Genomic DNA, 21,851 nt, shown 5'->3' on the forward strand with positions numbered 1-21,851 from the left:
GGAGAAGACCAACTTGAACATAACCGAAAAGCGTATCAAGGCGATGACGACCGCCGGGCTGAACCTGATCGGTCAGGCGCTTTCCATTTATGACAGCAAGTTGCAACTGGTGCTCAGCAATCGCCGCTTCCAGGAAATGTTCGGTTTGCCGGATGAGCTGGTTCAAAGGGGCGCTCTGTTTCGCGACACGATCCACTTTCTTGCCAGCCGCGGTGAGTATGGCGACGATGAAAGTGTCGAGGAAATGGTCAATCTGCGTGTCCAGCAAGCCTTGGCGTTTGAGCCCCACTACATGGAGCGCGTGCGCCCCAATGGGCAGGTTGTTTCAATTGAAGGCGCGCCGCTGCCCCAAGGCGGGTGGGTCGCGGTCTACACGGATATTACCGGCACGCGGCGGGCGGAAAACCTGTTGCGGGCGCGGTCAGAGGAACTGTCGGAACAGTTGCTGAGCCACGCGGAAGAACTGTCCGCAACCAACCGCAAACTTGCGGCCACGATCGCGGCGCTTGAAGAGGCCAAGCGGGAACTGACCGAAATCGAAGCGCGTACTCGTATGGTGACCGAGATGATGCCGGCTCATATCGCGCATTTGGACAGCGACGGCCGTTACGATTACTCGAACCGCCGCCTGAGCGCCGTCATGCCCGGGCGTCCGTCCGATATTCTGGGACTTCATATTTCTGAAGCGTTAGGCACGGCCGCCTTTGAACGGGTTCAGGCCCATTTGCTTAAGGCCTATAGCGGAGAGCCGTCGGTCTTTGAGTTCACTGAAGATCAGGATTCCCGCCGTATTCGGGTTTCGTTTACGCCAGATGGGGCAGGGGGTGTGTACGTGATGTCGGTGGACATCACCGAAGAGACACAGGCACGCGTTGCATTACAGCAAACCCGCCGCCGGGCGATGGCTGCCCAGATGACCAGCGGGCTTGCCCATGACTTCTCCAATCTGCTCACTATCATCCTTGGGATGCAGTCCCGCCTCGACAAGATGGATTTGCCGGATGGCGCGCAGGAACTTGTGGCCGCAACTCAACAAACGGCGCGCCGGGGCGGGCAGCTGTTGAACCGGATCGCCGACATGACTGGAAACCGAACGCCGCAACCGCAGGCCACTGACATCGGGGGATTGTTGGAAGACCTGAGGATTCTGGCGACGCCCTCGCTGCCTCGCGGTGTGGGCCTGTCCGTCGTAAACACCTTGCCAAAACAGACATTGATGCTTGATCCGGGTATGGTTCAGGATGCGCTTTTGAATTTGGTTCTGAATGCCAGGGATGCCTGCGGGAGCACGGGCCAGATCACAATCAGTGCACATGCCATTGGTGAGATCTGGATCGAAGTCACGGTTTCCGACACTGGGCCGGGGTTTTCACCCGAGGCGCTTGAAAAAGCGCTGAACCCGTTTTTCACAACAAAAGGGAGCGACGGTTCGGGTCTGGGGCTGCCGATGGTTTATGATACGGTCAAGCTTGCTGGTGGCGATCTGAATCTAAGAAATACGCCATCTGGGGCCTCAGTTGTCATGCGTTTGCCTTTTCGGCCCGCTCCTCCGGCGCAGGACGGATTGGTACTGTTGGTTGAAGACAGCGAAGACCTGCGCGGGCAGTTTCGGGACATGCTGGTGGATTTGGGCTTTACCGTCATTGAAGCAAATTCAGTTGATGAAGCACTAGCCTTGATATCAAGTGTGAAGGACATTTCGCTGGTCTTGTCCGATATCCGTTTGGAAGGACACGGTACAGGCTTGGATATCCTTGAACAGTTGAAACCGGGGTTGCCGCTTATCCTTATGACATCTCTGCCAAATTCAGATCCGCTGCATCAACGGGCCCTTGCTTTGGCACCTGTTTTGCGTAAACCGTTCTCACAGGCCCAATTGTCCGCTCTCATCCAAGCCGAGGCCGCCTGATGTCGCAACCAATGGTGACCATTCTCGACGACGAACCCGAAATTCGGCGCATTCTGACGGATGCGCTGGAGGATGCCGGTTTCAGAACGCAGAGTTTTTCCCGTGCCAGAGAGTTTGAAGCATCCCTTAATCGAGTAACCCCTGATGTCTGCCTTGTGGACCTGTCCTTACCAGATACCGACGGGCTGGCGCTTGTTCATCGCTTGGCGCTGGAACAGGGTGCAGCAGTGATCATTATTTCCGGCCGGGCGCAGGTTCAGGACCGTGTGACAGGGCTGGAGCTTGGCGCAGATGACTATATTACCAAGCCGTTTGACCCCACCGAGGTCGTAGCCCGGGTACGGGCCAGGTTGCGCGCGCCGCGCGGTCGGACATCACAATCGGACAGGGCGGAATTCAACGGCTGGATTGCGCATTTTGATCGGTATGTTCTGGAAGACGGGTCAGGGGCTGAAACACCTTTCAGCCATGCAGAAGGCGAGGTTTTGCGTCTGTTTCTGGAAAGCCCCAAGCGGCTGATCAGCAGGGGGCAGATGCAGGAGTCCTTGGGCGGTGCGGCCGGCGACAGTTTTGATCGTGCTATGGATGTCAGAATCTCCAGGTTGCGTACGAAACTTGGAGAAGACCCAAAGAATCCGCGCCTGATCAAAACGATTTACGGTGCCGGGTATATTTTTTTAGGGGATGTCGACTGGAAATAGCGACGCTCTGTTGGCCAGAGTGTGAACCTGAATTTCTTTCGATCCCCTCTGCGTCCGGCAGTGTAGATAGAAAACACAGTAAGCGTCGCAAGAACGAATATTTTGGTCTTTGCGCTCACTCACGCAAAGCTTGATCTTTTATCTTCACGACAGGTTCCAGCAGATACTCCAATACGGATTTTCGACCTGACAAAATGTCAACCTCTGCGATCATGCCGGGTATGATTTCCACTGCGACACCATTTCCATCGAGCATGGTGTTGCTCGTGCGAATTTCTACAACGAACACCTCTTCGTCGTTCCGCTCTGATCGTGTGACGGTATCGGCGCCAATCCGTACGATTTCACCATCCAGCGCCCCGTATCGCGCAAAATCATAAGCCGTGATCTTTACCTTTACGGGCTGTCCTGCACGCAAGAATGCAATATCTTCGGGCTTTACGTAAGCTTCGACCAATAGTGTGTCGTCCAGGGGAACAATCTCGACAAGATCTTCGCCACTCCGCGCCAAACCTCCAATGGTGGTTCGGTGGATGCGGTTGACGATACCGCGAACCGGAGAGCGAACCTGCGCTCGTGCAGCGCGGTCGCGTAGGGCAGGCAAGGCGGGTTGCAAGGTCGCAAGTTCCGCAGTTGCAATGGCCAATTCAGTAAGCGCCGCACTTCGAAATCGGCTGTGAGCAGCTTGAATCCGATCATCTATTTCATCCAAACCGGTTTGCAACCTGCTGGTCACGGCTTCGGCACGGACTTTGCGGCCGCGCCACTCGGCTTCGCTGCGCCGTAACGCCAGCAATGTCGTTGCCGGTTCCATTTGCCGCTCAACAAGCGGAGCTATGATTGCACGCTCCTCACCGAGCACCTTTAGGGTTTCTTCTGCTGTTACCTGATCCACGAGACCTTCTTCGTGTTCTCGCTGCTTTTGCTCACGTTGTCGCTCTAAGATGGCGATTTCTGCCGCCAGCTCTGCTTGCCGACCCTGATACAATGCAGTTTCCGAGCGCACGACACTGGGTGCACCTTCGATCAACTGCACATCGAAATTCAATTGCGTACCATCTATTTCTGCCTGCAGACGTTGTGCACGGGCTTGCAGCCCGAAAGCGCGCTGTTGTTCCTGGCTAAGTTGGCTGTCGATTTGTGTGGCGTCCAATTCCATCAACAATGCCCCTTTGTCGACCAACTGGCCTTCGCGCACATGAAGCGACCGCAGCACGCCAGGCTCGGCGGCGTCGATCACCTGTATGTCTCCCGAAGGCACGATCCGCCCATCGACCCTCGTTACGTCATCCAATTCGGTCAAATGCGCCCACAACCCGGCCGAGACAACACACGACAGGATCAACAGCAAGAGCAATGAACCACGAACGGGGGACCGCCCCTGCATTTCGCGCGCCAACTTCGCCAGATCAGGATGCTGCGACATTCAGGTGCCTCCCTTTCTGGCGCATGTGCTGCGTCAGCAGGCTCTTGGGTCCATCAACAGCGATTTTTCCGTTTTCCAGAACGATAACCCTGTCCACAAGCTCCAGCAGACTGGTTCTGTGCGTTACAATGACCAAGGTTGACCCGGAGGTTGACGCACTCAGGCGTTGAACCAGTTGGGCTTCGGTTTTGACGTCCATCGCACTGGTTGGCTCATCAAAAAGTAAAACCGGAGGTCGCCCGACAAGTGCCCGTGCCAGGGCGATTGCCTGCCGTTGCCCACCGGAAAGCCCCTCACCGCGTTCAGCGAGTTGAAGGTCATAGCCCGAAGGATGGCTGTTCACGAATTCTTCGACACCGGCAATACGGCCGGCTTCGACGATGTCGCAATCTCTGGGCCGGACTGCGCCACTTGCGATATTGTCCCTGACAGACCCCGAAAAAAGCCAGACATCCTGCAGAACGGATCCGATATTGCGTCGCAAGTCACCCGGGTCGATCTGACGTATGTCTAATCCATCAATCATGACCGAGCCCACTCGCGGCGTGTAAAGCCCCAATAGCAGGCGCGCAATCGTGCTTTTCCCGCACCCGATTTGACCGAGAATTGCGACTTTCTCGCCAGGCTTGATTGTGAATGAGACACCATGCAGGGTATCTTCGCTTTGGTCAGAATACGAGAAATGCACGTTATTGAAGGCAATTGCCCCTTTGAAATCAGATCGGGTCAGCCATGTGCGCCCTTCCGGGCGTTCGCTTTCTGCATGCATTAGCGCATTGAGGTTGCGATAGGCGCACCTGGCCTGATTTACGCGGGTCAAAGTCTGCGCCAGTTGACCCAGAGGGGCCAACGCCCGACCAGTCAACATTACCGAAGCCACCAGCGCACCCATGCTGGCTTGCCCGTTTGTAATCAGAAAAACACCAAGAAATACGACAAGCACTTGTGCGGCCTGTTGGGTGAATCCGGTCAGGTTCAGGGCAAATTGCGTGACAGTTCGGCTTCGTGCACCATGCGCTGACTGCTGTTCGATGGCCTGTTCCCATCGTGCGCGCATTTTTCTGCCTGCTGCCGTTGTTTTAATGGTTTCAAGTCCCGAGACAGCCTCAACCAGAACTGATTGCTTGGACTGTCCATCGGACAAGCTTCGTTCCGCCATCCTTGATAAAACTGGCTGCACCGCCAAACCTGTCAGGAGCACCACCGGTACGGCCAGTGCAGGGATCAAAGCCAGTTGTCCCCCAACCAGATAGATCACCAGGATGAACAACCCGATGAAAGGCAGGTCAACAACGGCCACCAGCGTCGCGGATGTAAAGAATTCTCGCAGAGTTTCAAACTCGCGAATGGTGCTGGTCATGGCACCGGTAGACCCAGTGCGCGATTTCATCTGGATGTTCAGCAACTGGTCGAAAATGCGCCGGCCCATCAACAAGTCGGCTTTCTGCCCAGCCTTGTCGATAAATCCCGCCCGCAGCAACTTGAGGGCAAAGTCAAAACACAGTGCCAACGCCACACCCAGGGTCAAAGCGATCAGAGACTCTGTTGCTTCGTTGGGCAATACCCGGTCATAGACCACCATGATGAAAACGGACGTAGACAAACCAAGGAGGTTTGCCAGCGCCGCAGCGAGTGCGACTTGAACGTATGACCACCGGCTGGCGGACAGGGCGTTCCAGAACCAGTGACCGCCATGTGAACCGGGCCCGTCCAATGTTTCGCCGTCGTGATGGCGACGGAACAGGATTGCGTAACCGGTATGACAGGCTGCCAGCCTGTCTTCGGAAACTTCACCGATACCTTCGCCAAGCTCTGGGTCGAAGACCAAAAAGGCGCCAGCTTGCGTTCGTCCGTGAAAGACAACGGCTTTACCCTCTGCCAACAGCAACAAGGTGGGTGTCAGATTGTCATCCAAGTCGGAAAGGCGCATTGCCCCATATCCCGCCTGCATGCCCGCCTTTGGCGCGAGGGCGAGAATGTCCCGTACTGTCAAATCCCCATCTGCGCCAGTTTGCGCCGCGTGCAGCGCCGCGAGACTCAATGGCCGTTCAAGTGCCGACGAGATATTCAACAGACAGGCTTCAAACGGTGTAAGTAACGAGGCATCGGTGGCAGGGTGGGATGCGTTCATTGTGTAGTGCCCCAGCCGCCCAATGAAACCCCAAGCAGGTCGAGTATGTCTCCGGTCAGGCTTAGGGCTGCATAATTGGTTAGAAAGTAGCTCTGTTCCGCAAGGATCAAACGTTCCTGAGCATTTACGTAGTCGCGCTGAGCATCCAGAATTTCAATGAGGCTACGGCGGCCGATTAAAAATTGTTCACGGGATGCAGCGACACTTTCCGCGTTAGTCTCTACGGCAATTCGGGCTTCGCGTAACCGATCGGCACCCGCTTTTTGATCCGAACGGATAAAACCCAATTCTCGCGTAATTTCTCGGATAAGCTGCTCGCGCGCAAACTCTGTCTCTTTGACCAACGATTCCGCCGCTGCTATTGCGGCGCGGCGTTGGCCGGTGCTGTCCAACTCGTAATTGAAAGAAAGATCCACTCCAAAATTCGCGTCACGATTGTTATCCTGGTTTGCGAATGCGGCGACCCTGACATCAGGGCTGCGGCGCGCTTGCGCTGCGGACCATTCCGCCTTGGCGGCCAGAAGCCTAGCATCGGACCGCCGAACCTGAGGACTGTTCATTATGATCTGCATGTCACTTCTTTCCAGCCCAGGTGCCGGAACTGGTGCAGAAAGAGTGCCAGGTTCATCCCCAAAAACTTCGCGGAATCGCGCTTCGGCGCGGTCTGTGCGCGCATACGCATCAGCCAGTTTTGTGCGTGCATCGGACATGCGTGACCGGGCTGCCAGGACGTCGGCACTTGAACCGACGCCGTTTTCTGTTCGGTCGGTTATCTGGCGAACAAGCTCTTCATGGGTCAAAACATTCTGTGCTGCGATGCTTTGAATCTTTCGTTGATCGAGGACAAGTACATAGGTCTCGATTGCTGCGAGAGCAGTGGATGAGGCCGTTTGAATCTGATCGCCTCTGCTTTCCAAGACACGTGCCCGCGCAGCGGTCAGATCCCCTGAAGCCGCCCCGCCGTCATAGACCAATTGTGAGACCCTCAGATACGGCGATACATCCGCAATATCTGATGCAATCCTTTCAGATCGCGCGTTTAGCCCCAGCGAAATCTCCGGGAGAAAAGCGCCCTCAGCCGCGTCTTGTTTGGCCTTCGCGATGCCCATTCTGGATTTGACTTGCGCCAGGTTTGGGCTGTTCTCAACCGCCTTTTTTACCCGCTGCCCGAAGGCGCTGTGACTGAGTGTTTTTGATGGTTTAGTTGCCCCAGCACCGGCTGTTTGGGCTGCGAAGGACATCGTCACAGGCGTCAAATCGGGTGGACGCGTGCAGGCGGAAACCGAAACCAGAAGCAGACTGAGCGCGACAAAATACTGCGAATACTTACTAAATGGCATACTGACCCTCCTGCCACCGATGGTCGAGCAAGCTTTCCTTTCGTTGGGCGGCTGCCAGCGCCTCCATAAATTCTGAAGCACCCGACCTAACGCCGGTCGACGACTTTTTCTCCAATTGCTCGACGCGCATTTGAGCTGGCAAGAGCCACGCGCAATGGGTCAAGGAAACTTGGTGGGCGTGTATGAGGCGCAGGCCTCCGTTCATGGCGAGCAATGACAGATGCGCTGAAGGAACTTGCCGCAAGGCAACCAGCTTGACACCAAAGTAACCGTCGAGGCATTCGTCCATTTGTGCGCAGGCGAGTGGGGAAAAAAGCCCCATATCGCCTATCGTACGGCACAACTGATATGTGTTCTCCAGTGATGCTGTAAGAGTGCGAAAGAACGCCTGGACATTTCGCAGTTCAGCCCCCAGCGCTCCGGTTCGGTCAAAGAATGGTTCATCGTCGGGGTTGTCGGTAACCAGCTCCAGGCTTTCGTTGACAAGCAAGTCAAATTCCCCCTCTCCGGTTTCGTCCTGAAGCTCAGGTGGTCGGGATTGAAAGGGCACACACCGTAGTGCCGAGGGAACATAGCTTGCGCGCCATTCCCCTTTTGCTGACACGTATGGCGTCGGTTTGTCTGGTGTCATCGATAAGATTGCCACGGGGTAAAATCCCCGTTTGGATTTCCGGAACGCGATCGGAAAATTGGCCGCTGCCTGTAGGATCTCTGCCTCAGCCACCGGGCAGTCGACCATATCGCGCGCGAATTCGAACGACGTGTAACGTTTCCAGAACCGATGACCATGTCGTACTCGTGTGACCGGGGTTAAGCCATTCTGTGCCATAACTGCCTCGTGTTTCTGATGAACGCCAATTTGTTCCTGAGCTGGCTCAGGCCGTCGCACCGGTTGGGTCGGTGTGTATGATGTTGTCGGCTGTCAAGCCGCTGAGATCGGCGAGGCCATGGAAAGTGGCGAGGGTCTCGACGTTGGCATCGCCAGGTGTCACGAAATCAACTTTGATCAGGACACTGTCCGTTCCGTCCGTTGCCATCACATAGAGCGCGTCACCTGCAATTGCTCCGGCAAGGCTCTCTACAGCCGTTTCGAGTGTAACGGCATTGAGGTCTGCAAGAACGGTATCGAGGCCTACAAATCCAGTGTCTGTGCCTAATGTGTCACCGACAGTAAGAAGCTCAAAACCCGTGCCATCACCTCGGAGCGTAGCGACATTCAGTCCGCTGAACATCAGAGCGTCGGTTACATCTGCTGCGGGCCCAATTGTGAAACCGGTTATGCTGTCTACGCCATTGTTGTTCGGGTCGGTTTCAAAGACAACGACGTCCCGCCCGGCTTCGGTGATGTCAATGCTGTCATCGCCACCACCGCCACGAATGATTGTATCCGTGTTTGCCGCGGTGAGGATGTCATTGCCATTGGTGCCAAACTGAACTGCAACAGGGCCACCTTCAGGTGTTTTGATCGTTAACTCAATGGGTTGAGCAGCGTCCTGTACTGTCATCGTGAAGGTGACAAGAGGCTGAGACAAATCGGAAAAAACAGTCGCCGCCCCAGCGAAGTTGATGATGTCACCTGTGCCTGGGTTTGCCAGGAACAAATCAAACGCGCTGTGTTCCGTGTCTGATCCGATGTCGAAAGTGGCGACAGATGAGTCAAACTCAAGCTCCGCTGTAAAAGCCAAGCCACCAGAGACGTCACGATTAGCATCTGCATAAATGGCAAATGTAACGGTTGATCCACTGCGCCCGACCTCTGAGAGCACGTAGGCAGCTGGCTCATGAGCAACCGCCTGATCCGATACAGGTAAGGGATCTGGTCCCCCTGCAACGGTTGCCTGGGCTGATATATTCAGGGCATCCCCAGCTTCTATGGCGGCGAAATCTGACGACGCAACAGCCAGTGTCCAGGATCCGTCCGCGGTTACTGTCGCGCTGCCGACGGAACTGCCGTTCAGCAAAACATCTACAATCTGGCCGTTTGAAAGCCCGGCAGAGGAACCGCTGACAGTAATGCCTGACGCCTTGGCATCAGCAAGGGCCACTGCGTTGTTCACGCCGACATCGTCCAGCATCAGAACTGGCCGAAAGTCCGTTGTTACCGAACTGCTTGCCGCTACTGCGCTGTTGCCAGCGATATCGTCAACTGTTGCGGTGATGGTGTAGTTTGTTCCATCGGAAAGCGCACCCAGGTCGCTGGCTGGCACAGTTATCGCCCAGGTTCCACCCGATGCAACACCTGTATAGGTTTGCCCGCCAAACGTGACAGAGACTATTTGACCATCTTCCGAGGTCGTCGTGCCTGAAATTGTCAGGTCTGTAGCTTGTTCCATTACATCCAATACGGAGCCAACCGGCAAACTGTCGATCGTGATTGCTGGCGCTGTAAAATCGGTTGTGAAACTCGTCGAGATTTGGTTGCCATTCCCAGCAGTGTCTGAAACAGAAGCCGTGACATTATAGGTACTTGCGTCCTGGAGGCCTGAAAGTTCGGCAACTGTTGCGGTGTAGGTCCAGACACCACCGGTTACCGTTGCTGTACCGCTTACATCTACAGTTCCGTCTGCGCGCGCGATCTCCACAGTAATGACCGTTCCATCCTGAGCGTCAGAGGTTCCCGAGACAATCAGGTCGGTACCTTGCTCAGCAGCGTTCATGACAGTGCCGTCAGAAATACTGGTTATTCCCAGGGTAGGGGGTGTGAAATCGGTCGTGAAACTGTTGCTGGCCTGTGACGCCGGATTTCCTGCGGCGTCGGAGACATCCGCCGTTACCGCCACGGTGGCAGCATCAGAGAGGGCCGCAAGGTCGGCAGCGGGGACAACTGTGCTCCAAGACCCTCCGGTGGCTGTAGCAGTGTAAATTTGACCGCTCAAAGTGACGGTCACAACTTGGCCATCTTCGGCCGACGTTGCGCCCGATATTGTCAGGTCCACCGCTTGTTCGGCAGCATTCATGAATGCGCCGGTCGAGAACGTGTCGATGCTGAGGGTCGGTCCTGTGACATCTTTCGAAAGTGTCACATCAGCCTGAGGGGCTGTCAGCCCGTTTGCGTCGCTGACATCTGCAGTGATCTGAAAGCTGCCTCCGTCGGCCAAAGATGCCAGATCACCGGCTGGGACAGTTACAGTCCATGTTCCGCCCGTCACTGTCGAGGTATATGTTTGACCATCCAGTGTGATGGTGACTTGCTGGCCATCTTCGACATTGGCGGTTGTCCCGCTTATAGCCAAGCTTGCCGCAGCTTCAGCGGCGTTGAGAACTGCGCCGACGGAAAGCGGAGATATCGAAATTGAGGGGCCGGTCAGGTCTACTGGTACAGTAACAAGAATCGGCACGGCCGGGTTGCCTGCGATATCCTCGACCGCCACAACAATTGCAGCAGGTGTTCCGGTGGACAGACCGCTGAGGTCAGAATTGGGGATCGTGACAGTCCAGTTTCCGCCTGTCGCAGTGCCGGTGTACACCTGCCCGTCGAACGTGACGATGATGGTTTGCCCGTCCTCGGCCGTGGTGGAACCCGTTAAGGTTAAGTCACCAGCCACATCAATCAGGTCAATTGATCCACCCGCAACAGGATCCAGAGAAACACTTGGCGCGGTGAAATCCGTATCAAAGCTTCCGCTGGCCTGTGCGGCCGGGTTTCCAGCCGCGTCAGTCACGTCTGCGGTGACATTTACGATTGCGCCGTCAGGCAAGGCGCTAAGGTCAGCCGCCGGGACGGTTACGCTCCACTGTCCTCCGGAAACCGTACCGGAATAGCTTTGCCCGTTCAGTGAAACCGTTACGATTTGCCCGTCTTCAGCATCAGTTACACCGGTGACCGTCAGATCGGTGGCCTGCTCTGTCAGGTTGAGTACCGGCCCGTCAGAAAACCCGGTGATCGACAGGCTTGGCGGGACCGTATCGATGTCAAACTGAACGGATTGTGTCGACAGCTCGGCCCCCGACCCATCCAGGTTCCTGATGGTCACCGTCGACACACCCTGTGGAAGCCCGCTGGCTTCGGCTGCTGTCAGAGAGATGCTCCAGCTGCCATCGGGGTTGGGTGTCACGGTTTTCACCAGTGACCCTATTGTGACTTCGATGGTCGCAGTCCCTTCGGGAGCGATGGCGTTGGTGCTGACGTTGTTCAGTGCTGTGGATTGCAGCTCGGCGAGGTTGAGGCTTGTGTAAGTCGGGGTGGGTTCGGATACGACGGGGCTGTCTTCACCGCCACCGCCGCCACCTCCTGCGGCCGCAGCCGCCCCTGCCAGGCCCAATCCGCCCAACGCCGCGCCGGCACCACTGATGCCGCCTGCGGACGCACCCGCGGAAACACCTGCTTCCACGGCGCTGAACTGGGCAATCTCCTGAACCGCGTTCTCAGCGATCATGATGGCACCGCTGTCCAGGATCTGGACGTTTTCAGCTGCCACGATCATTGTCCGGCCATCGGCCATTTTTAGAAGAACATCGCCATTCTTCATCAACTTGACCGAGCGAACGCCTGGAATGGTTTCCGCGAACTGGAAAGCATACAGTTCTTCGATTGTGGCTTGTGATAACGCGGGCAAGGCCATCAAAGTTGAAATCAACCCGCCGGCCGCGCCGCGCCCTGCCCAGCGGCCAAGTTTTCCATCGATCCACTGGCGAATGTGTTGCTTGCGGTCCGTTTCCGAAGGTTCAGCCGCCGGACGGTTGTTGAACTCTGGTGCTTTGGTCATCTTACCCTCACATGTGGTTTCCGCGATCACCGAAATGGAAGACAGATCGCGCTGATAACGGCTGGCTCATCTGTCTTTCCCACTGGTTACTGTTGCGATCGAAAGTGAAAAATTGAGTTAATCTGAAACCGAACTTCTCGTTTTCACCACAATTCCGCTTTTGTTTCGGTCCGTGCATCAGGTCATCTTTTGGTCAAGGCCAGGGGTGGCGATGGAGGTGTGGCTGTGATGCTTCAATTCGAAGGTGTGGTGGCAACGGGGAGCGCGGCGCTCGATTCAGGTATCGGCGATACGGCTTTAAAAACGTTTAACGGAACCACGTATCTTTATACCGTCACCGGACCGGGTGGCGGCGTCGCGGTCTGGAGGCTGGTCGAGGGCGCGTTACCGCAACTGGTCGACACGGAATATTACAGCGGCACAATCACGTTTCACGTTGGTCGCAGTGGCACACCGATAACGCTGGCGGGATCCGAACAACTTGTACTGGATGTGAATATGGCGGTCGGGTTGGTCGGATATGACCTGAACGTGGATGGCACCCTGGACAGCCTTACGGAAACCGGATCTCTGGCAGGAGGAGGAGATATCTCGGCGATTGTTCAAGTGTCGATCGGACCCATGGATGTTCTGGCAATGGCTCATGAAGAAACGGGTCAAATCGGGACATATCTTGTTAATCCAGATGGAACGCTGAGCCTTGCTGGTCTTGTTGCTGGCTCTGGAGACGCGATGCAGACGCTGCGCGCAGGAACAGACCATTTCCTGATCTCAAGTGATGCGGCCAGCAATACAGTCTCAACTTATCGGATCGACAGCATTTCCGGTCAGTTGACCGAGATTGACAACAGTTCAGCCATGGGAACCCTTGGAATCTCGACTCCGACAGCCGTCGAAACGATCGATGCCTACGGCAAGCCCTGGGTGATCGTGGCGGGCGCAGGCAGCGACTCGCTCAGTGTGCTTCAATTGAAAGCTGACGGCAGCCTGAGCGCCACAGACCATATTCTGGATTCGCACACGACCCGCTTTGAATCCGTGCAGGACCTTGAAGTCGTGGACATCAACGGGCGCGTATTCGTCGTGGCGGGTGGCGGCGACGATGGGCTTACATTGTTCACGCTGACACCGGAAGGCCAGTTGGTCTATCTGGACAGTTTCGCCGACACTTTGAGTAGTGGATTGCAGAATGTCGAATCGCTGAGCCTTGCTCACGTCGGCAATGAGTTGCAGATTCTGGTTACGTCGCAACAAGACGCTGGAGTCACTGTCATTTCGGTTCCTGTCGATGATCTTGGGGTCGTGAACAAAGGGTTTGGAACAGTATCGGGGACGGCCTTTGACGACATGCTGAGTGGCAGTATTCTGGATACCACCCTGATGGGTGGCGATGGCGATGACATACTGATAGCAGGAACAGGTGCTACGACCATGTCAGGTGGGGCAGGGGCCGACATTTTCGTGATGCAGTCGGGCAGCGGTCTGACCACGATCACGGATTTTCAACCGGGTGTGGACCGTCTGGACATGTTCGACTACCTGCTGTTGCGGTCCCCTCAGCAACTGACATTCACCAGCACCACCCAAGGGGCGCGGATAGAGTATCGGGGCGAGGTGGTGCAGGTTCAGTCCGCTTCGGGCGGAACGCTGACCAGTACCGATATTTTCGGGGCCGGGTTTGAAGGCCCCGATCACATTCCGGTTGAATTCGGTGATTTCGGCGGTTTGAAGCCGGACAGTTCGGATGGCGTGCTTGGGCCAATCACAGTGGACAGCCGATCTGTAAATCCCGGATTGTCGGATGCGGAGATTAGATTCACTCCGATCGGCGGTGGCACGGTATCTGTCACGGCTGACGATCAGGGACAATTTGACTTGGACCTTCCGGATGGCACGTTCCCCGGAAGACTGGACATCATCAAGCACTATTCGACGGCAAGCAAAGAGATCGACGCAATGGACGCTTTACAAGTGTTGCGCATTTCGGTTGGCCTCGATCCGACATGGGGGCCCGCCGATGCGGAAAACCTAATCGCAGCGGATATCAATCAAGATGGAACCATCAATGCCCTGGATGCACTGGCGATTTTGCAGGTGGCTGTTGGGAAAACCACTGCGCATGAACCTCAATGGGTCTTCTTGGATTCAGATGCGGATTTGTCGGGAGTTACAAAAAGCAACGTTGATTATCAGACTGGAATGGATGTTGTAGCCATAGACGGGGTGATAACCGCCGATATGACGTCCATTTTGCTCGGCAACCTCGAGGCGGCATGAATTGAATTGAACGGTGCTGCAACTCAGTCATTGCAAGCCTTCCGCTTGGACCGCAATGTTGGCCTTAGATACACAAACACAAAAGGACAGGCCATGAATCGTCTTTCGGAACGCAGAGATTTTGCCATCGCGGTCTGTGAAGAAGCTGGGGTGATAGCCGAGAAATACTTCTTGGACAGGAGTAATCTGGTTATCGATCAAAAAGGTGCTCAGGACTGGGTGAGCGACGCGGACAAAACGTCGAAGCCTTCATTCGTCAAAGATCATGGATGCTTGGCCGCAGGATGGGATATTTGGCGAAGAACACGGCGCTGCCACAGGCAAGAGCGGTTTTGACTGGGTGATTGATCCAATTGATGGAACTACGAATTTCGTCAATGGCATACCCGTATGGACGATTGTTCTGGCCGGTGTCACCGAAGGGCACACTGCGGTGGGTGTGATCCGGGATCCGAGTATGGATGAAACCTTTGTGGCAACACGCGGAGAGGGCGCGACACTGAACGGTTCACCGATACACGTGGCCTCTGGGGTTGCTCTTCGGGATGGGACGGTTTCTGTGGGGTATTCGAACCGGATCGAAACTCGCCACGTCGTGCCGGTGGTTGCAGAACTGATCGAGCGCGGTTCCATGTTTCACAGAAACGCCAGCGGTGCATTGTCATTGGCCTATGTCGCAGCCGGGCGACTTCTGGGTTATGTGGAAGAACACATGAACGCCTGGGATTGTCTGGCTGGGCAATTGTTGGTTGCAGAAGCGGGCGGTGTTGTCGAAGATCAAGACGCCGACGCGATGATCCGCGACGGTGGGCGCGTGATCGTCGGTACACCAGATGTATTTGAAAGTTTGTTGGAAATCGCAGAGAACGCTTGGGGGGCTTAACGTCTAGGCCATTGGCAACCAAGTGGAATTAGGTTGCAAAGTTGTCAGACTTGTCTGCCAATAATGGCCTTGTGACGGTTGATCGTACTGGCGGTCAATCGGATCCCGGAAAGCTCACACCACAACAATGTCCCGACCGCACCATGTGTAACGATGGCGAGGTCTCCGGTGCCATGGGCACGAGTGATTTCCAAGACTGCCCGGTGAATGCGCCTCTGCGCGTCGGCCGCAGTTTCCCAACCGCGAAAGCTAATATCCGGCTGGGCAAAGAATGCGTCCGCGGCCGCCTCGAACTTTTCCCGTGGAAGGAAACCAGTGGTACTCCGATCATTCTCGCCAAGTTCCGGGTGGATATTTAGAGGCAACCCCAAGGGCGCGGCCAGAATCTCACCAGTGTCACGAGCCTTTCGTTCGCTGCTGGCCCAGATATGGCTGACATTGGCCATAACTTCACTGGCGGCAAAGGATGCGGCGCGCCGGCGACCTGTCGTGCTCAGACCCCATTCCGTAATGGGGGTATCCGGATCAATAACGACCTCGGGGTGAGTGATGATCAGTAAATTCGGCATCTAGTCAGGCAGAAGTACCGGCCCTTTGCCCGCAAACCCCATCCTGATTTCGGTACCCGGTGCAAGCGGTGCATCAACATCATCGTGGACCGCAAAAACCTGGCCAAATGCGCCGGTCAGTGTGTATTCCATCCGCACACCAACATAGGTTGCCTTGGCCACTGTAGCGGCGATGCCGTCATCAGAACCAATCACAAGGCGCGAGGGTCGTACAGCGATGGTCGCGGGCCCATTGGTCAAACCCCGACGCGGCAGAGTGTGACGGTAACCTTCGATCTCGATTGTTGCAGCATCACCGTCGGTTGCAACGATCTGACAGTTGAGCAGGTTTGCCTCGCCTATGAAATCGGCAACAAACCGGTCATTCGGGGCATCATAAAGCTCGCGAGGTGTACCCATCTGAGCGATCGCGGCGTTCCGCATCACAACGATCTCGTCCGAGACGGCCAGGGCCTCTTCCTGATCGTGGGTGACATAGACAACCGTCAATCCAAGGTCTTGCTGAATGGCCCGGATATCCTCGCGCACCTGGCGTCGCAGCTTGGCATCAAGGTTGGATAGCGGCTCGTCAAACAGCAGAACCTGTGGTTCTAGAACCAGCGCTCGCGCGACGGCGACACGTTGTTGCTGACCACCCGAGAGTTCGGAGGGAAGGCGATTGTCGAACCCCTTGAGCCCTACCAATTGCAAGCCATGCAAGGCGCGGCTGCGAGCCTCATCCTTGGCAAAGCCCGAGAATGTGAGGCCGTACATCACGTTCTCCAGCACGCTCATGTGGGGAAACAGCGCGTATGATTGAAACACCATTGATACGTCGCGGTCTGTTGCGGGCAGTTTGGTGACGTCCCGGTTGCCAATCATAATCTTGCCAGAGCTTGCCATCTCTAACCCGGCGATCATGCGCAACGTCGTTGTTTTCCCACAGCCTGACGGACCAAGCAGCGTGACCAGTTTTCCCGCTTCGACATGAAGGTTAATGTTATCAACAGCCACAACGTTTTTGCCGAACACTTTCGACACTTTCTCAAATAATACCGGGGCGGCCTTGGAACCGATTTTGTTGTCGGTCATGAGGGTGTCTCCGTTGTGTTCTGTGTGCGCCGACCGATCTGGACCCGACCGACGAGAATTTGCAATAAACCGACCGCTGCCAGCATCACGAAGATCAGCGTCGTCGAATACGCAATGGCGAGACCATAGTCGTTATTCTCGACCCGCCCGATGATATAGCTGGTTGCCATGTCGTATTCGGCACTGACCAGAAAAATCACAGCCGAGATCGCCGTCATCGCGCGGACAAAACTGTAAACAAGCGCGGCAAGTATCGCGGGACGTAGCAGCGGCAGAATGACACGACGAAATGTCTGCCACGAGTTTGCACCAAGGGTCAGCGAGGATTCATCGAGACTGCGGTCAAGTTGCGACATGCTGGCGATGCCCGCACGGACCCCAACCGGCATGTTGCGGAATATGAAGCTGATAACAAGGATAACGCCTGTGCCGGTTATCTCGATGGGCGGAACGTTGAAGGCAAGAATATAGCTGACACCAATCACCGTACCGGGGATTGCAAAGGACAGCATGGTCCCAAACTCGAAAGCGTTCTTTCCCGCAAAGCTTTGCCGGGTCAATAGGTAAGCCGTGACCAACCCAACCGCTGCCGTCAGAGGCGCAGCAATCGCCGCAATGGTTATGGTAGTCCAGAAGCTGTCCCACGCGGCGCCGGTCCAACGAATGCCCTCTTCTTCAAATCGAACAGAGAATGCCGTGACGTAGTGTTTTAGGGTCAGGGAGTTATTGACCCCCCAAAGCTCGACCACACTGCCGTAGATGATCATTGCATAGACAATGATCGTGAACACCGCCCAGCCAAGAGCGATTACCAGCACTGGAACAGAAAGACCCGTAGGCATCAAAGGGTGCACGCCTGCGTCGCCTTTGCCTGTTACGGTGGTATAGCTTTTCTTGCCCAGCCAAACACGCTGTGCGTAAAAGGCCGAAAGAGTAAAAAACAGCAATACCATGGCCAGAACGGCGGCCCGTCCTTGGTCATATTGCGCCCCGACGATGGCAAAGAAAATCTCGGTCGATAGAACGTCGAAATTCCCACCCAGAACAAGCGGGTTTCCGAAGTCGGCCATGCTTTCGATGAAGCCCAAAAGAAATGCATTGGCAAGACCGGGGCGCATCAGGGGCAGGGACACTGTCCTGAACGTTTGCCATCTGCTGGCGCGGAGAGTCTGGGCCGCTTCCTCCATAGATGGCGAGACGCCTTCCACCACGCCGATAAGAACGAGGAATGCAATGGGCGTGAATGCAAGGGCCTGTGCGATGAATATGCCTGGCATTCCGTACAGCCAGCGCGTTGGCTGCGTGCCGAACAGCTCGGCGACGAACCGTGTGACCGAGCCTGACAGACCAAAAAGCAGGATCAGCGCGAGGCCAATCACAAATGGCGGGGTGATGATCGGAAGAACAGTCAAAGCCCGCAGCACGCGTTTGTAGCGGAAACCCGAGCGGCTCACGACCAGTGCAAAGCACAAACCCAGGGCAGTCGTGACGAAGCCAACCAGGATGGCAAGAAACAGCGAGTTCCATGCCGCGCCGCATCTGGCACCATAAAAACACCCCAACCCCCAAAGCCGGGCATCAAAGAACTTTGAAAAGAAGACAGCAATGGAATATGCGCCATCTTCAGTGACAAAGGCAGCGAACAGCATCTTGGCGATCGGAAAAAAAACAAAGACGGTGACGATGGTAATCACACCGCCAATCGCACTAACAACAAAGACGTCACCGTTGATGGCACCTCTTGCCGCAATGCCTTGGGTCAACAGGAACAGAAAGCTTGAAGCGCAAATCATTGCGCCATAGCCCATACCGAATTGGCGATCACCAAGTTCGCCAAAATAGGCGTCCAACCAATTGAAATTGAAACCCCTGATGCCAATCCCGAATCCCTGTGCGATCAACCAGCCGAAGCCGAGCGCACCGGAAAGGATCAGAACCCGGGCATAGAGGGGGTCAGACTTGGCTCGCTTCAGCACCAGAAGGGGTAAGGTCAGAGCGATCAACAGTGGGGCAAGCCAAAGCTTCTCACCCTGTGCGATCAGGAATGCAGCGGGGGCATAATCTTCGTCAAACGGGTAGCCGTCAAAAAGCCATTCGAATGACCACAGGCCGCCGTCAACCATATACCACGGCAGCAGGCAAAACCCGACCCACCCGGCGATGACCCAAAAGATCAGAACCGGACGGGTCTTTTTTGTAATATGGTTGGCCATTTACTGCGGCAGAACCGAAACCTCTTCGTCCCATTTCTGCAACAGACGCTTCCGTTCGTCTGAGGAACCATACTTTTGAAGTCATAGTCGATCAGCTTGATCTGACTCATGTCAGGCGCGCTTTCCGACGTTTCTGCGCTCTTGTTCGATGGCACCTGAAACGCGCTGACCTGAAGAGCAAGGTTCTGCGCCTCGGGCGACAGCGCCCAGTCATAGAACTTCTTCGCCTCTTCCTCGTTGCGGGCGCCTTCAATAATGGACATCGAGCCAATTTCGTATCCCGTACCCTCACAAGGCGCGACTACCTTGATCGGGAAACCCGATACAGCCTGCTTTACCGCATCATGCATGAAGACGATGCCAATCGTGTTCTCGCCTCGACCGGCTGCTTTGATTGGTGCAGATCCGGATTTTGTATACTGGTTGATATTCGAATGCAGGCCTTTCATGAACTCAAAACCTTCATCCTCGCCAAAGATCTGCACCATCGAGGCCAGCGTTGTATAGGCCGTACCAGACGAGTTCGGGTTGGCCATCTGAACGTGACCCTTGTATTCAGGCTTTAGCAGGTCTTTCCAACAGGCGGGTTCGGGTAGGTTATTGGCCGCCAGCAGGTCTGCGTTATAGCCATACCCAAGTGCGCCGGAATAAATGCCGATCGTTCTGTTTCCGGCACTTTCGGCTTGGGAAATTGCCCAATCATGAAGCTGGTCGCGCATTTGCGACATGTATTCCATTGTCAGGCCCTCTTCGGCGGCCTGCAAATGCGGATCACCCGTGCCGCCCCACCAAACGTCTCCTTTCGGGTTCGAGCTTTCGGCACGAATCTGGGCAAAGGTTTCGCCTGACGACTTACGCGTCATGTTGACGTCGATGCCCGTTGCATCTTCGAAACTGCGCGCCATGAGTTGGCACCAGTCTTCCTGCGCCGAGCAATAGAGTGTCAGCTTGTCTGCCTGCGCTGCCGACACAGATGCGGCTATTGCAATCAGCGACCCGACGGCCGTGGATGTAAGTTTTTTCATTATCATTCCTCCCTTTGGTTATCGTGCACCAGTATCTTTTGTTTTGTCAGGCGCTTTCTCATCCAGCTTTTCGTAGCTTGTTAATGACAGACTGGGCGTTCTGATTGCCCGTCAGATTTCTCAGAAAACTTGACAGATCTCTTTCTTCCACCAGCTTTGCCGCTTTCCCGGTGAAAACCAGTGACGCGTCCGTTCTTCCCGTTCTTTCCAACGCCGCTTCAGTTTTTCAACGACCATGGGATAGAGGGTAACGCGGCAGCGAACGCTATTCGCGCCCTCAAAGCGCTTGTCGTAGAAAAATTGGCCAATCGGCTGTTTCGAGATTGCCCCGACTGCACCTGCTTCTTCCAGAGCTTCAATTTCGGCGGCATGCCAAGGTTTCTTTCCTTCCATCAACCAACCTTTTGGGATGACCCACCGCCCAGTATCGCGCGAAGTCACCATCAGAACGCGTAGTTTTCCATCCCTGTCCCAGCGCATCGGAAGTGCTGCAATCTGGTCTGTTATGTTGCCGTCGCTCATGCTGCCCTCAATGACACGGTATCAATAGCGCACCCAGAATAACCTTCAGTCGTTAACGGTGGTTCTTGGGTTTTCACTATGAAACGGTTCAATTCACACATTCTTGCCTTGCGCTTTGGACTCTTCCGAATTGTCACAACCTACTGAGGGTTATGCAACAAAAATTATTGCATTATGCCCGAAATCCCACAAAAGTGGGGTTTGAAACCTGATTGGGTTGTTGGATGTCCAAAACGAAGATACGTGCCAAAACGATTGAGAAGGGACGGGGTAGGGTAAAAAAATCCGACCGGCGCCAGCAAATACTGCTGGAGTTGAAGCTTCGCCCGCACGTTCGCATCAATGAATTGGCCCAGCGTTTCAACGTCTCCAACGAGACGGTGCGCAGGGATTTTGACGCCCTGTCGAATGACGGCCTGATCGCACGCGCGCACGGAGGAGCATCTGCCCCGGCACAAGGGCATTATCCAGGTCTGGACGAGCGAGCCAACGCGCGGATTGAGGAGCGCGAACGCATAGGTATCAGCGCGGCGGGACTGGTTCGTGATGGTGAAACGGTCATGATCGATTCCGGTTCGACCACAATCGAAATGGCCCGTGCATTGGCCTATCTCGGCACTCCTTGCACAGTGATTACGAATTCAATCCCGGTGGCAATGACCCTCGGCCATGGGGCTGCCGAGGTTCTGCTTTGTCCGGAGAATATCTGGCAACCGAATCTGCGACGATTGGAACCGAAACGCTGGAATTCCTGTCTCGGTTCAATGTCGACAGATGCATGATCGGCTCGTCAGGTTTTTCGGTCGAAGGCCCTTCAGAAACCGTGCGCGGCTTTGCGGCTGTCAAAAGAATGATGCTGACGCGCGCAGCAAATCGACATCTTTTAATCGATTCAGGGAAATTTGGCCGTAAAGGCCTGTCTCAGGTCGGAGACCTGACCAACCTGGATTCCATAGTTTCCGACACGAAACCAACAGGAGAGTTGCTTAACGCGATCAACGGTGCCGAGGTTGATATTCTTGTCGCCCCGTAAACACTGAAATGAATGACGAACAGCGGACTGCAAAAAGACCGCGCA

12 protein-coding genes and 5 pseudogenes are annotated in these 21,851 nt (G+C 55.4%); 5 read left to right on the forward strand and 12 right to left on the reverse strand.

Translation table 11 applies throughout. The features are described 5' to 3' along the window. Window positions 1-13 precede the first annotated feature (13 nt). Both ACR3E2_RS20415 and ACR3E2_RS20420 read left to right on the forward strand, forming a co-directional pair. Complete coding sequence (locus ACR3E2_RS20415) at window positions 14-1,909, forward strand: PAS-domain containing protein (protein WP_480487482.1); 1,896 nt, start codon at window positions 14-16, stop codon at window positions 1,907-1,909. Continuing rightward, the gene (locus ACR3E2_RS20420) at window positions 1,909-2,610 is read left to right on the forward strand and encodes a response regulator transcription factor (protein WP_480483716.1); all 702 of its coding nucleotides are present in this window, start codon (window positions 1,909-1,911) and stop codon (window positions 2,608-2,610) included. Before ACR3E2_RS20415 ends, ACR3E2_RS20420 begins: the two co-directional genes overlap by 1 nt. Window positions 2,611-2,725: 115 nt before the next feature. Here the strand turns inward: ACR3E2_RS20420 and ACR3E2_RS20425 are convergent, their stop codons facing one another. From ACR3E2_RS20425 to ACR3E2_RS20455, 7 genes and pseudogenes are all read right to left on the reverse strand, one after another. Continuing rightward, window positions 2,726-4,036, reverse strand: coding sequence for an HlyD family type I secretion periplasmic adaptor subunit (locus ACR3E2_RS20425; RefSeq protein ID WP_480483717.1), 1,311 nt, complete (start codon window positions 4,034-4,036; stop codon window positions 2,726-2,728). Then, entirely contained in the window at window positions 4,020-6,167 is a 2,148-nt protein-coding gene (locus ACR3E2_RS20430) for a type I secretion system permease/ATPase (RefSeq protein WP_480483718.1), read from the reverse strand. The genes ACR3E2_RS20425 and ACR3E2_RS20430 overlap by 17 nt, the downstream gene beginning before the upstream one ends. Beyond that, window positions 6,164-7,408 (reverse strand): TolC family protein, encoded by a 1,245-nt coding sequence (locus tag ACR3E2_RS20435; protein WP_480492881.1) that lies wholly within the window; start codon window positions 7,406-7,408, stop codon window positions 6,164-6,166. The genes ACR3E2_RS20430 and ACR3E2_RS20435 overlap by 4 nt, the downstream gene beginning before the upstream one ends. Before the next feature lie 88 nt (window positions 7,409-7,496). After that, entirely contained in the window at window positions 7,497-8,336 is an 840-nt protein-coding gene (locus ACR3E2_RS20440) for a SapC family protein (protein WP_480483720.1), read from the reverse strand. A gap of 46 nt (window positions 8,337-8,382) precedes the next feature. Next, window positions 8,383-9,600, reverse strand: a pseudogene (locus ACR3E2_RS20445) (adhesin); the annotation flags it as partial. 9 nt (window positions 9,601-9,609) lie between these two features. Continuing rightward, a pseudogene (locus ACR3E2_RS20450) lies at window positions 9,610-9,921 on the reverse strand (Ig-like domain-containing protein); the annotation flags it as partial. After that, a pseudogene (locus ACR3E2_RS20455) lies at window positions 9,916-12,213 on the reverse strand (Ig-like domain-containing protein); the annotation flags it as partial. The pseudogenes ACR3E2_RS20455 and ACR3E2_RS20450, both read right to left, overlap by 6 nt. A gap of 228 nt (window positions 12,214-12,441) precedes the next feature. On the opposite strand from ACR3E2_RS20455, the gene ACR3E2_RS20460 reads away from it, so the two are divergent. Further along, the gene (locus tag ACR3E2_RS20460; protein ID WP_480483722.1) at window positions 12,442-14,490 is read left to right on the forward strand and encodes a dockerin type I domain-containing protein; all 2,049 of its coding nucleotides are present in this window, start codon (window positions 12,442-12,444) and stop codon (window positions 14,488-14,490) included. Window positions 14,491-14,755: 265 nt separating this feature from the next. After that, on the forward strand, window positions 14,756-15,373 hold the full coding sequence (locus ACR3E2_RS20465; RefSeq protein WP_480492884.1) for an inositol monophosphatase family protein: 618 nt from the start codon (window positions 14,756-14,758) through the stop codon (window positions 15,371-15,373). Between the two features lie 44 nt (window positions 15,374-15,417). Here ACR3E2_RS20465 and ACR3E2_RS20470 read toward each other — a convergent pair whose 3' ends face one another. From ACR3E2_RS20470 to ACR3E2_RS20490, 5 genes and pseudogenes are all read right to left on the reverse strand, one after another. Beyond that, entirely contained in the window at window positions 15,418-15,942 is a 525-nt protein-coding gene (locus ACR3E2_RS20470; RefSeq protein ID WP_480492886.1) for a histidine phosphatase family protein, read from the reverse strand. Then, window positions 15,943-17,013 carry an ABC transporter ATP-binding protein gene (locus ACR3E2_RS20475; protein WP_480483725.1) on the reverse strand — a complete coding sequence of 357 codons (1,071 nt, stop codon included), beginning with the start codon at window positions 17,011-17,013 and terminating at the stop codon, window positions 15,943-15,945. After that, window positions 17,010-19,226 (reverse strand): ABC transporter permease, encoded by a 2,217-nt coding sequence (locus ACR3E2_RS20480; RefSeq protein ID WP_480483726.1) that lies wholly within the window; start codon window positions 19,224-19,226, stop codon window positions 17,010-17,012. Before ACR3E2_RS20480 ends, ACR3E2_RS20475 begins: the two co-directional genes overlap by 4 nt. Then, window positions 19,227-20,251: pseudogene (locus ACR3E2_RS20485) on the reverse strand (ABC transporter substrate-binding protein). Window positions 20,252-20,371: 120 nt separating this feature from the next. Next, on the reverse strand, window positions 20,372-20,773 hold the full coding sequence (locus tag ACR3E2_RS20490; RefSeq protein WP_480492889.1) for an NUDIX hydrolase: 402 nt from the start codon (window positions 20,771-20,773) through the stop codon (window positions 20,372-20,374). A gap of 224 nt (window positions 20,774-20,997) precedes the next feature. On the opposite strand from ACR3E2_RS20490, the pseudogene ACR3E2_RS20495 reads away from it, so the two are divergent. After that, a pseudogene (locus tag ACR3E2_RS20495) lies at window positions 20,998-21,806 on the forward strand (DeoR/GlpR family DNA-binding transcription regulator). Window positions 21,807-21,851: the final 45 nt, after the last annotated feature.

The sequence above is a fragment of the Ruegeria sp. AL7 genome (assembly GCF_056536105.1).